Here is a 12177-nt window from a genome sequence, read left to right on the forward strand (position 1 = left end):
CCTATTTGCCCTGCTTCCAGCCCCGCCCCTTGCCTCGCTGCGCAGGCGGCGACGAACCGGTCAGGCAATCAGCAAGTCCTCGCGCCAGCTAATCGACACGCGTGCCTCGTTCGGCGCAACGTCCGAGGGCAAGGCCGCACGATTGAGGCCAAGCAGCGGCACGAACAGCAATTCGTCGCCGATATAAAGCAAGGGCACATCGCGCTTCCACGCTGCAATGCCGCGCTCCTGGAACAGGTTCTTGAGCGTGCGGCTGCGCGCGCCGGGTGCGTCGCCCGTTCGCATGCGCTCGCCGCCGCGACGCGAGCGAGCGCTCAGCAACGCACGCTGCAACACGCTAACGGGGACCGCGGCTTCGCTTGCCGCGGTACCGTCATGCGCCGCGTCGAGCGCTTCGAACACGAAAGTGCCACGCCATTGCGGCACGCGCCACGTCGCTTCGCCGCTCCACGCAAGCTCGCTTACCTCGCGCGCGGCAAGCGCGGTTTCGTCGGCGGGATCGCGGCTGTCGCCCGCCTCCCAGTAAACCAGGCCGCGATAGCAGCGCAGCGCCTGCCCGGCATGATCGACACGCAGACGATGCCCGTCCCCGCTTGTCCCCACTTCGCGCAGTTGCCGCAGCGCGTCGCCAAGACGCGCGCTCGACGCAGGCACGAAGCCTTGCAAGCGCATCCAGTAGCGCAGCAAGTTGAGCGCGCGCTCGTCGTCCAGTGCGATGAGCGCGTGGTGCGAGAGCGCGCGTCCTTCGTCGCGTGATGCGAGTTCAAGATCGATGCGCGCCAGTTCGTCGAGCAGCCGCTGCGCCGATGCCGCATGCGACGCGGTGCGCGCAAGTGCATCGCGAAAACCGGGAAAGTGAATCGCCAGCGCTGGCGTTACCTCGTGACGCAGCGCATTGCGTGCATAGCGCGTGTCCGCGTTCGATTCGTCGTCGATCCAGCGCAGGTGGCGTGCGTTTGCATACTGCTCGATCTGCGCGCGCAGCAGATGCAGCAACGGCCGCACGCGCACCGCCGCTGCGCCGGCGGGCGCGAACTCCGTGGCCATTGCCGCGAGACCTGCGAGGCCCGCGCCGCGCAACAGTTGCAGCAACACCGTTTCCGCCTGGTCGTCCGCATGCTGTGCGAGCCACAGCCACTGAATGCCGTGCGTTGCGCACAGCGCGTCCAACGCCTGATAACGCGCGTCGCGCGCCGCGGCTTCCACGCTGACGCCCGCATCGCGCAAGACCTCGACATGACGCGCGGCAAACTCGACGCCACGTTCGCGCGCGAATGCCTCGCAGTGCGCGAGCCACGCATCGGCATTCGGACTCAGCCCGTGATGAACATGAAACGCCATGCAACGCGATGCACCCGCCACGCGCACCGCAGCATCGAGCAGCACGCCCGAATCGACGCCGCCGCTGAATGCCACCGCCACTCGCGCATGCGCGGGCAGCGCGGCAAAAGCAACGCCGACCGCTTCGAGAACGAGGCGGTCGGCGCTTGATTGGGCAGAAGTGGTCACGTCGTTAGCGCAGCGGCATCAGGATGCGTTGCGCCGATAGACAGAAGAGAACGCGCGCGGGCTCAGGCACCCGGCGTCGTTTCCTTAAACTTGCCGTACGCCATGAGCCGTTCGAAACGGCGTTGACGCAGGTCGTTGATGCTCATGCCCTGGAACTGACGCAGCGAATCGGCGAGCGCCCGACGCAGCAGCGCAGCCATGCCCTTCGGGTCGCGATGCGCGCCGCCGAGCGGCTCGTTGACGATCTTGTCGATCAGTCCGAGCGCTTTCAGTCGATGCGCGGTGAGGCCGAGCGCTTCCGCCGCTTCCGGCGCCTTGGCCGCGCTCTTCCACAGAATCGACGCGCAACCCTCCGGCGAAATCACCGAATAGGTCGAGAATTGCAGCATCAGGACGCTGTCGCCGACGGCAATGGCGAGCGCGCCGCCCGAACCGCCCTCGCCGATGATAGTGGCGATCAGCGGCGTTTTCAGTTCGGCCATCACATACAGATTGCGCCCGATAGCTTCCGACTGCCCGCGCTCTTCGGCACCGATGCCAGGGTAAGCACCCGGCGTGTCGATGAACGTGAAGATTGGCAAGCCGAATTTCTCGGCAAGGCGCATGAGCCGCTCGGCCTTGCGATAGCCTTCGGGACGCGGCATGCCGAAGTTGCGCAGCGCACGTTCCTTCGTATCGCGGCCCTTCTGGTGACCGATCACCATGCAGGCCTGGCCGTTGAATCGCGCCAGACCGCCGACAATAGACAGGTCGTCTGCATAGCTGCGGTCGCCGTGCAGTTCGTGGAAGTCGGTGAAGAGCTCGTTCACGTAGTCGAACGTGTACGGGCGCTGCGGATGACGGGCAATTTGCGAAACCTGCCACGGCGTGAGGTTCGCGTACAGATCTTTGGTGAGTTGCTGGCTCTTCTTGGACAGCCGCTCGATCTCTTCCGAAATATCGACGGCCGAATCGTCCTGCACGAAGCGCAATTCTTCGATCTTCGCTTCGAGTTCAGCGATCGGCTGTTCGAAATCCAGAAACGTGGTCTTCATTGGTTTTAATCCTTGGACTTACCGGCAGCGCGTATTCTAACCGCGCTCGCCGCTGTCAAAACCACTTCGCAACTATCGGTATTGAACAATTGATAGTTTCACAAGCGGCATGCCTCTTTGTTCTTTCAGTAGTCGACCGGCAGCGGGTCGAGGCTACGCCACATATACCAGGTGGCGACCGTGCGCCACGGCTCCCAGTTCGCGGCAACCTCGCGCGCTTCGCTGCGCGTGACCGGCTCGCCGCTAAAGTAATTGACGCTGATGGCGCGGATCAGACCGAGGTCGTCGAGCGGCAGCACGTCGGGACGCGAGAGATTGAAGATGAGGAACATCTCCGCGGTCCAGCGGCCGATGCCGCGAATCTGCGTGAGCTCGGCAATCACCGCCTCGTCTTCCATCGAGCGCCACTTGCCGACGTGCAACGCGCCCGACACGAAATGCTGCGCGAGGTCGAGCACATACTCCGCCTTGCGTTTGGACAAGCCGCACGCCGTCAGCTTTTCCTGACCCAGTTTGATGAACTGCTGCGGCACCAGCTTCGGACACGCCGCGGCGACTTTCGCCCACACGGCCTGCGCGGACGCCACTGAAATCTGCTGGCCCACCACCGAACGCGCAAGCGTGACGAACGGATCGCCGCGGCTTAGCAGATGCACGGGACCGAACTTCGGAATCAGCTTTTTCAGAATGCGGTCGCGCTTGACGAGGTCGGCGCACGCCTTGTCCCAGTAATCCGGGCGCGTTGCTTCAGGCGTCAGGCCGCCGATCTGCACCGGTACGGCGACCTCGCTCGCGCTCGCTGTCTCGCCGCCCGCCGCGGAAGACGACGCCCGCGTCTTGCGCACGATCTCGCCTTCCTGGCTGCCTTGCGTCTTTGCGACACGCGCGAGTTCCTGCACGTCGCCCGCGAGTTCCGCAGGCAATGCACCATTGCCGCTGATGCCACTCGTGCCCTTGCCGCGCGAGGTCTTCACAGACGATGTCTTTGCGCGCTTCACAGCGGCGTGTGACGTAGGCGCGGATGCGCCATTCAACGCGCGCTTGACAGCGGCCTTCTTCGCCGCGCCAGCCGCGCTCTTCGTGCCCGCTCCCGCGCCTTTCGACGATCCTGCCTTCACCGCGCCGCTAGCCTGACGCGCCGACCTTCGGGTCGACTTTGCCGCTGCTGCCGCGTTTGTTTGAGACGTGGCTCGTTTAGCCGGCGTCTTCGTGGCCGTTGCCATCCTGCCTCCTGCCTGGCGAGTCTTTCAGAGGGAAGTACGAGGTGCGCTCACACGCGCCGCCACTCGGTCAACCCGCCGGGTTTGTCTTCAAGTGCAACGCCGGCCTCGAGCAATTCGGCCCGGATCCGGTCTGCTGCCGCATAGTCCTTCGCCTGCTTCGCGGCCACACGCTCGGCGATCTTCGCTTCGATCGCGGCGGGCTCGAGAGCGCCTTGTACCGCGGCGCCCGCTGCCTGCTGCAGGTATGCACGCGGCTCGCGCCCGAGCAGCCCGAGCACTGCGCCCAGCGAGCGCAATTGACGGGCCAGCGCGGGGTCGCGCGTGCGGTTCACTTCTGTTGCCAACTCGAACAACACCGAGACCGCAACCGGCGTGTTGAAGTCGTCATTCATGGCTGCCTGGAATCGCTGCGCATGCGCTTCGTTCCAGTCGAGCGCGGCGCCGTCCGGTGTCACGTCCTTGAGCGCCGTGTAGAGGCGGCCCAGTGCGTTGCGGGCGTCGTCGATATGCACGTCGCTATAGTTCAGCGGCGAACGGTAGTGCGCGCGCGCGATGAAGAATCGCACGACCTCCGCATCGTACTGCGCCAATACCTCGCGAATCGTAAAGAAATTATTCAACGACTTCGACATCTTCTCATTGTCGATCTGCACGTAGCCGTTGTGCATCCAGTAATTCACGAAGGGTTGACCCGTCGCAGCTTCGCTTTGCGCGATTTCGTTTTCGTGGTGCGGAAACTGCAGATCCTGGCCGCCGCCATGAATGTCGAAACGTTCGCCAAGCAACGTGCAGCCCATTGCCGAGCATTCGATATGCCAACCGGGGCGGCCGCGGCCGTATTTGGAGTCCCAGCCGGTGTCGGCGGGTTCGTCGGCTTTCGACTGCTTCCACAACACGAAGTCGAGCGGGTCTTCTTTTGCGTCGTTCGCAGCGACGCGCTCGCCCGCGCGCAGGTCTTCGAGCGATTTGCCGGAGAGCTTGCCGTAGCCTGCGAACTTGCGCACCGCGTAGTTCACGTCGCCGTCTTTGGCCTGATACGCGTAGCCCTTCTCCTCGAGCTTCTCGATCATGCCGAGCATCTGCGGGATGAAGTCGGTCGCGCGCGGTTCCATGTCGGGCCGCGCGATGCCGAGCGCGTCCGCGTCTTCATGCAACGCCCGGATGAAGCGGTCGGTCAGCGACTTGATGGTCTCGCCGTTCTCGACGGCGCGACGAATGATCTTGTCGTCGATGTCCGTGATATTGCGCACGTACGTCACCTGATAGCCGAGCGTGCGCAGCCACCGCTGCACGATGTCGAACACGACCATGACACGCGCATGACCCACGTGGCAATAGTCGTACACGGTCATCCCGCACACGTACATCCGCACGACGCCGGGTTCGAGGGGCACGAAGGTTTGCTTGTCACGCGCGAGCGTGTTGTAGATGCGCAGTGATTCCATAGAGAACGGTGCGTGGGCCGAAAGAAATCCGCCATATTTCATGCGTGCCGCCCTCTGAACCGGACGGCGCAGACGTACTGTCGGCTGACTCGGCCGGGCTTTGCACAGAGTATTGCCCGGCAGTCGAGACACGCACAACAGCGACTGTTGAAACACGCACAGCAGCGAACCGATGCACCTCGTGCGGCGGTCAGACTGCAATCAAGGCGGAGACGACCACGAGTGGCGAAAAGACAGCCGGCGGTTCGACGGAACGCGCAGACCTTTTGTTAGAATGGCTCGGAGTATAACATCCAGACCCGAGCCTATGAAACCTTCCAGCGGCCGCGCGCGCAGCGCTGCGACCCTCGCCGCGACGGCGTTTGGTGCCTCCTCAGGTGCTCCGTCAGGTGCTCCCTCAGGTGCCTCGTCAGGCGCCCTTGCAGGTGCGCTTGCAGGCGCCTTGCATCGAGCCCCGCCCGATGCCTCGTTCGGCGCCGCGAATCGTGTACCGTTCGGTGCCTCGCCTGCTGCCTCCCCTGTTGCCTCATCCGGCGCTCGCCGTAATGCCCCAGCCGGCAGCCCGATGCACGACTTCATGCAAGGCGCGCGCAGCACCGTTGCACGCAAGTTCGTGCGCGCCGCCGTGGCGCTCGCGCTCGGCATGCTGCCAGGCGCCGCTGCCTTCGCGCAAAAAACGCCCACCATGCCGCAAGGCCCTGCGGTGCGCGACAACACGCCGGAGATCGACGCGTCCATTGCACAGAAAGACTGGCAAGCGTCCTTGACGCAGCTCGATGCGCGCATCGCGTCGAATCCGCGCGACGCCCAGGCAAAGTTCAAACGCGCCACCGTGCTCGCGCATCTGAACCGCGACGACGAAGCGATCAGCGCGTTCACCGAACTCACGCAGCTGTATCCGGAGTTGCCGGAGCCGTACAACAATCTGGCCGCGCTGTACGCAAAACATGGCCGCTATGTCGAAGCGCGCGCCGCGCTCGAAACCGCAACGAAGGTCAACCCCGGCTACGGCCTCGCTTACGAGAATCTGGGCGACCTCTACCTGCGCATGGCCAACGAAGCCTACCGGCGTGCGCAGAGCCTCGGCAAGGCGAGCGCGGCGACCACGCAGCGCATTGCCGACATCCAGAAGATCGTGGCACCGCCCAAGCCGGGCAAGGCGCCTAAACGGGCCGCTGCCGCACCGGAAAACTACACGCCCGGCACCACTGCCAACATGACGCAAACGCCGAGCTTCCAGTACGGCGGCGCAAACGGCTCGCTCGCCATGCCGCCTTACATGGCGCCTTCGCAATAGCGCGGCCGCTGACGCCGCCTCCTTGCTGTCATACGTTTTTTCCAACCCTGAGGATTTTCATGAAATGGTTGATGTTGGCGCTCGGCAGCGCCGCCCTGATCGCGAACGCTCCCGCGTTTGCCCAGTCCGGTTCGCAAGCCGCGCATCCGTCCGTCCTCCTCAAGACGTCGGAAGGCGATATTCGCGTCGAGCTGTATCCTGAGAAAGCGCCGAAGACGGTTGCCAACTTTCTCGACTACGTGAAGTCCGGGCAGTACAGCGGCACGATCTTTCATCGCGTGATTCGCGGCTTCATGATCCAGGGCGGCGGCTACACGCAAAGCTTCGCCGAGAAACCCACGCGTGCCCCGATTCCGCTCGAAAGCCGCAACGGTCTGAAGAACACCGTGGGTACGCTCGCGATGGCACGCACGAGTGACCCGAACTCGGCCACCGCGCAGTTCTTCATCAACACGGTGGACAACGCGGGCCTCGACTATCCGAATCCGGATGGCAACGGCTACGCGGTGTTCGGCAAAGTCACGAGCGGCATGGACGTCGTGAAGAAGATCGAAGCCGCGCCGACCACCACGCGCGGACCAATGGGCGACGTTCCGCAAAAGCCGATCGTGATCGAATCGGCTAGCGTGGTCGGCAGCAAGTGAAGCACAGGTCAAGAACAAGAAAGGAACAGGTAACGCAAGCGTAGAAGCGTCACACTTACGCCCCCGCGCGGCCGCCGTCACCCGCATGAAACTGCGCGGAACGTTCCATCAGCGCACGACGGCGTGCCGCGTTCTCTCCACCCACCCGTTCATCAAAGGATTCCATCATGGTTGAACTGCATACGAATCACGGCGTCATCAAGCTCGAACTGGACGCCGAGAAGGCACCGAAGTCGGTTGAGAACTTTCTCAACTACGTGAAGGCCGGCCATTACGACAACACGGTGTTTCACCGCGTGATCGACGGCTTCATGATTCAGGGCGGCGGCTTTGAACCCGGCATGAAGCAGAAGCCGACGGCCGAGCCGATCAACAACGAAGCGAACAACGGTCTGAAGAACGTGAACGGCTCCATCGCAATGGCGCGCACCAACGACCCGCATTCGGCGACCGCGCAATTCTTCATCAACGTGAACGACAACGACTTCCTGAACCACTCGTCGCCCACGCCGCAAGGCTGGGGCTATGCAGTGTTCGGCAAGGTCGTCGAAGGCATGGAGATCGTCGAGAAGATCAAGAAGGTCAAGACGGGTTCGAAGGGCTTCCATCAGGACGTGCCGGTTGACGACGTCGTGATCGAAAAAGCCGTGATCGTCGACTGATCGCGCACGCGCCTTCACTAAAAGCTGAAACACAGGCACCTTCAATGCTGCAAGAAACGCCGCTGCGAAGCGTCGCTGCGGGCGTGCCTGGCGAGGGCCGACGCCCGCACGCCGCACGCCCGTTTTTGTTCCTCTCCGACATTCATTTGAGTGAGGCGATCCCGCGCACGGTCGCCGCGTTCGAACACTTCATTCGCGTCACCGCAGACCAGGCCGATTCTGTTTTCATTCTCGGCGACCTGTTCGAGTACTGGATCGGCGACGACATGCTGGCCGAGCCGTTCGCAGCGCGTATGGCCGCGCTGCTGCATACGCTCACCGAGCGAGGCATTGCGCTGTACATCATGCACGGCAACCGGGACTTTCTGCTTGGCAAGCGCTTCATGAAAGCGGCCGGCGCGATCTGGCTGCCCGACCCCATCGTGATTACCGCATTCGGTACGCGCGTTGCGCTCGCGCACGGCGACCGGCTGTGCACCGCGGACCGTGGCTATCAGCTATTCCGCCGATTCGCGCGCATTCGTCTTGCGCAATTGCTGTTTCTCGCTTCGCCGCTTTCGTGGCGCCAGGCGCTCGCGGAGAACATGCGGGCAAAGAGCGAGGACGGCCGCATGCGTCCCGTCTCGCTGAAGTACGACGTGACGCCCAAAGGCGTCGCAGCATTGTTCAAGTGGTCGAAAGCGGCCACGATCATTCACGGGCACACACACCGCCCCGCGCGTCATCGCGAACCTGGCGGCATACGCTGGGTGCTGCCCGACTGGGATCTAGATCACGGCGAACGGCGCGGCGGCTATCTGCGTATCGACGCTGAAGGGATCAGGGCGTTGCCGCTCGATTGAGCGGGATGCACTTTGAGCATCCTTTGGGTCCCAGCGATCCGATGTGCTCTGCGGCAACGGTGTGCCACGCGCCTTGATCGCACGCGGCAATCCGCCCGCTGCACGCGTTCAACGCGCCGTCACCGCCCCGTCCACCTTGCCCGCGATCGCCGCGGACAGGCGCCGCAAGTCGAGCAGCGCTGCGTCCGCGCCTTGCAATCCCTCGAGACTCGTGCCCAGACGCTCGAGCGCAATCACGATCTCGTCGATGCGCCTCGCTTGCGTCGCCGCATGATCGATCAGCCCGTGGATAGCGAGCGACACAGGATCGTCTGCGTTCGGCGTGATGCCGTATGCGCAGAACGTGCTGCGCTGCTCGCTCGCGGCTTTGCCGGCCTCGCGCTCGCGCGTGCCGGCAGTGGAAGACGCGCATTCCGCCGTTGCGCCCGCCGATGCTACGTCTACGCTCGCGCGGCCATTGGCAACCGCCGCGGCCTTCGCCACGACCGTGACAGCAGAAACCGCCGCGGCCGCCGCTACTGAGCCCGGCGCGGCCGGTGACGCTGTTCCTGACGCCGAAGCCATAGCAGCTGCAGCAGCAGTAGCCGAACCGACACCCGAGGCCGCCGCGGGCACGATGATCCGCGCCGGATTGCCGACCGCCGTGGCACCAGCCGGCACAGGCTTCGTCACCACGGCATTCGAGCCGATCTTCGCATCCGCGCCGATCGTGAAACCGCCGAGCACCTTTGCGCCGGCGCCGACGATCACGCCGCGCTCGAGCGTCGGGTGCCGCTTCGCGCCGCGCGTGAGCGACGTGCCGCCAAGCGTCACGCCCTGGTAGATCGTGCAATCGTCGCCGATCTGCGCGGTCTCGCCAATCACGACACCCATGCCGTGATCGATGAACACGCGCCGCCCGAGCGTCGCGCCCGGATGAATCTCGATACCGGTCATGAAGCGCGCCATCTGCGAAACGAAGCGCGCGAGCCAGCGGCGCCGCGCCTGCCAGCACGCATGCGCGAACCTGTGCAGCAGCAACGCATGCAGGCCCGGATAACACGTGAGCACTTCCCAGGCACTGCGAGCGGCGGGATCGCGCTCGCGGATCGTGGCAATGTCTTCGCGAAGTCTCGTGAACATGGCAGGGACGATGTGTTGTGGGAACAAGGCGCATGCGGACGACGGCATGCGTGCGTGCAGGGCTGCCGTATAGCAGGTCGGCAGCTTTGCTTAGAACGTTTCGAGGATTGTAGGACGGTTCCCGGAAACCTGCCGGAAGTCCATGTAGTGCAAAAGGTCGTCGTGTTAGTCGGCGTCCGCCAGCTCGCTGCCGGGCTGCCTTGCGGGGCGCGTTAGCGGCCGCCGTCGTCTGTGCGGCCGGTCTTGAGCAGGATGTGCTTGGCGATGCCGCGCACGATGTTCACTTCCTCACGCTCGAGGCCCGAACGCGCGAAAAGCCGCCGCAAGCGCGACATCAGCTTCTTCGGGTTAGCGGGATCGAGAAACTCGAGCGCAACGAGCGCGCTCTCGAGATGTGCGAACATGCTTTCGATTTCGTCGCTTGCAGCGCGCGGGCCCGCGGGTTCGGCGGCGGAGCCTGCGGGCGCGGCGCCTGGCGTGTGCGGTGCACGGCCTGCCGACGTGCTGGCGGTGGCATGAGTGTGGACGTTGGCCTCCTCGCCGCTCGTGAGGTAGTTCATGCGCAGCTCATAAGCGAGCACCTGCACCGCCTGCGCAAGATTCAGCGAACTATAGGCGGGATTGGCCGGAATATGCGCGAGCGCACTACAACGCTCGACATCTTCGTTCGACAAACCCGTGCGCTCGTTGCCGAACACGAGCGCGATCTCGCCGTGCAGCGCCTCGTCGCGCGCGAGACTGGCGGCCGCGCGCGGCGTCCATTGCGGCGGGCCGTATTCGCGCTGCCGCGCGGTCAGCGCGACCGACCAGTGCACGCCCGAAAGCGCGTCGGCCAGCGTCGGCACGACGTGGGCGCAGGCGAGCACGTCGTCCGCGCCGCTCGCCATTGCAATGGCTTCCGGGTCGCTCTGCACGTTCGCCACGCGTGGCGAGACCAGCACGAGCCGCGAAAAACCCATGGTCTTGAGCGCGCGCGCCGCGGCGCCGACGTTGCCTGGATGGCTCGGCTCGACCAGCACGAAGCGTGTCGATGTGAAGCCGCCGCGAAGATCGGCCACGGCGGGATCGGAAGAATGGTGGGTGTGGTCCACGATGAGGTTCTGCTAGTCGGAGAACGCGTATGGTAGCGCCAACCCGGGCGCCCTACCCGATGCGAGCGCTGCCGCGAGCCGCGGACTCAGGTAAAATACGCAAATTCGCGTCCGGCCTGCACCACGCTGCGCTGCGCCCTGAGTCAGTTCACATGGGTGCGTGCAATCAGCCAAAGCCGGGGCGCTCGTTCTTATTCAATTCGTCTCCGTTGGCGGAATGCGCGCCGGTCCCGTACCGGGCAAGCGTTCCGTGCTGTTTTCGCGCCTCATCGAGGGCGCCTGTTAGCGCGCGCGTAGCGCTCATTTACCGGCAAGCAGCCGTGCTGCCCCGGCACAAGGATCCGTCCATGCATCCCATGCTCAATATCGCTGTAAAGGCCGCGCGCCGCGCAGCCCAGATCATCAACCGCGCTTCGCTCGACCTCGACCTGATCCAGGTCAGCAAGAAGCAGCACAACGATTTCGTCACGGAGATCGACAAGGCGTCTGAAGCGGCCATCATCGACACGCTGAAGACCGCCTATCCCGACCACGCGATCCTCGCGGAAGAATCCGGCCAGTCGGACAACGAGTCCGAATACCAGTGGATCATCGATCCGCTCGACGGCACCACCAACTTCATTCACGGCTTTCCGTACTACTGCGTGTCGATCGCGCTCGCTCACAAAGGCATCGTGACGCAGGCCGTGGTGTACGACCCGACTCGCAATGACCTGTTCACGGCTTCGCGCGGCCGCGGCGCTTTCCTGAACGACCGCCGCATTCGCGTCGCCAAGCGCGACCGTCTCGCCGACGGCCTGATCGGCACCGGCTTTCCGTTCCGCGAAACAGACGGCCTCGAAGCATACGGCCGCCAGTTCGCCGAAATGACGCAAGCCTGCGCGGGCCTGCGCCGTCCCGGAGCGGCCGCCTTGGATCTGGCCAACGTGGCCGCGGGCCGCATGGACGGCTTCTTCGAGCAGGGCCTGAATCCGTGGGACGTCGCAGCAGGCAGCCTGCTGATTACCGAAGCGGGCGGACTCGTGGGCAACTACACCGGCGACTCGGACTTCCTGCACGTGGGCGAAGTTGTCGCCGGCAATCCGAAGATCTACGCGCAAATGGTGCCGATCCTCTCGCGCTACAGCCGCACGCGTCAGCAAGCGGCTTGAACGCATGCGACGGCGCCGCGCGCAGCGCGAGCGCCGTCCGCACTGTGAGCCGTCGCGAGCCAACGCACACGGCGCTCACACGACATAAGCGGCTCCGGCCGCTTTTTTTGCTGGCGTGCCTGCATGATGCGGACATTCGTGCTACAAAGCGGGAAGC

11 protein-coding genes are annotated in these 12177 nt (G+C 64.4%); 5 read left to right on the top strand and 6 right to left on the bottom strand.

From position 1 onward, the window contains the following. Window positions 1-60: 60 nt before the first annotated feature. The 4 genes from tilS to cysS form a co-directional block, all read right to left on the bottom strand. Complete coding sequence (tilS, locus tag JNB89_RS08210) at window positions 61-1509, bottom strand: tRNA lysidine(34) synthetase TilS (protein ID WP_220361874.1); 1449 nt, start codon at window positions 1507-1509, stop codon at window positions 61-63. A gap of 62 nt (window positions 1510-1571) precedes the next feature. Beyond that, the gene (locus JNB89_RS08215) at window positions 1572-2543 is read right to left on the bottom strand and encodes an acetyl-CoA carboxylase carboxyltransferase subunit alpha (protein WP_013338831.1); all 972 of its coding nucleotides are present in this window, start codon (window positions 2541-2543) and stop codon (window positions 1572-1574) included. 125 nt (window positions 2544-2668) lie between these two features. After that, entirely contained in the window at window positions 2669-3766 is a 1098-nt protein-coding gene (locus JNB89_RS08220) for a DNA-3-methyladenine glycosylase family protein (protein WP_220361875.1), read from the bottom strand. A gap of 47 nt (window positions 3767-3813) precedes the next feature. Then, complete coding sequence (cysS, locus tag JNB89_RS08225; RefSeq protein WP_220361876.1) at window positions 3814-5211, bottom strand: cysteine--tRNA ligase; 1398 nt, start codon at window positions 5209-5211, stop codon at window positions 3814-3816. A gap of 565 nt (window positions 5212-5776) precedes the next feature. Here cysS and JNB89_RS08230 point away from each other — a divergent pair. The 4 genes from JNB89_RS08230 (at window position 5777) to JNB89_RS08245 (ending at window position 8656) form a co-directional block, all read left to right on the top strand. Beyond that, window positions 5777-6508 (top strand): tetratricopeptide repeat protein, encoded by a 732-nt coding sequence (locus JNB89_RS08230; RefSeq protein ID WP_220361877.1) that lies wholly within the window; start codon window positions 5777-5779, stop codon window positions 6506-6508. 59 nt (window positions 6509-6567) lie between these two features. Continuing rightward, entirely contained in the window at window positions 6568-7152 is a 585-nt protein-coding gene (locus JNB89_RS08235; protein WP_013338827.1) for a peptidylprolyl isomerase, read from the top strand. A 167-nt stretch (window positions 7153-7319) separates the two neighbouring features. Continuing rightward, entirely contained in the window at window positions 7320-7814 is a 495-nt protein-coding gene (locus JNB89_RS08240) for a peptidylprolyl isomerase (protein ID WP_218741531.1), read from the top strand. Window positions 7815-7858: 44 nt separating this feature from the next. Beyond that, on the top strand, window positions 7859-8656 hold the full coding sequence (locus JNB89_RS08245) for a UDP-2,3-diacylglucosamine diphosphatase (RefSeq protein WP_013338825.1): 798 nt from the start codon (window positions 7859-7861) through the stop codon (window positions 8654-8656). A 108-nt stretch (window positions 8657-8764) separates the two neighbouring features. Here JNB89_RS08245 and cysE read toward each other — a convergent pair whose 3' ends face one another. Both cysE and JNB89_RS08255 read right to left on the bottom strand, forming a co-directional pair. Next, window positions 8765-9778: a serine O-acetyltransferase gene (gene cysE, locus JNB89_RS08250; protein ID WP_220361878.1), complete on the bottom strand. Its 1014-nt coding sequence runs from the start codon at window positions 9776-9778 to the stop codon at window positions 8765-8767. Window positions 9779-9990: 212 nt separating this feature from the next. Beyond that, a complete protein-coding gene (locus tag JNB89_RS08255; RefSeq protein ID WP_220361879.1) occupies window positions 9991-10869 on the bottom strand; it encodes an RNA methyltransferase in 879 nt (292 codons plus the stop codon). A gap of 347 nt (window positions 10870-11216) precedes the next feature. Between JNB89_RS08255 and JNB89_RS08260 the strand changes: the two genes are divergently transcribed. Beyond that, window positions 11217-12020: an inositol monophosphatase family protein gene (locus JNB89_RS08260; RefSeq protein WP_013338822.1), complete on the top strand. Its 804-nt coding sequence runs from the start codon at window positions 11217-11219 to the stop codon at window positions 12018-12020. Window positions 12021-12177: the final 157 nt, after the last annotated feature.

The sequence above is a fragment of the Paraburkholderia phenoliruptrix genome, assembly GCF_019511605.1.
GTDB lineage: Bacteria > Pseudomonadota > Gammaproteobacteria > Burkholderiales > Burkholderiaceae > Paraburkholderia > Paraburkholderia phenoliruptrix_A.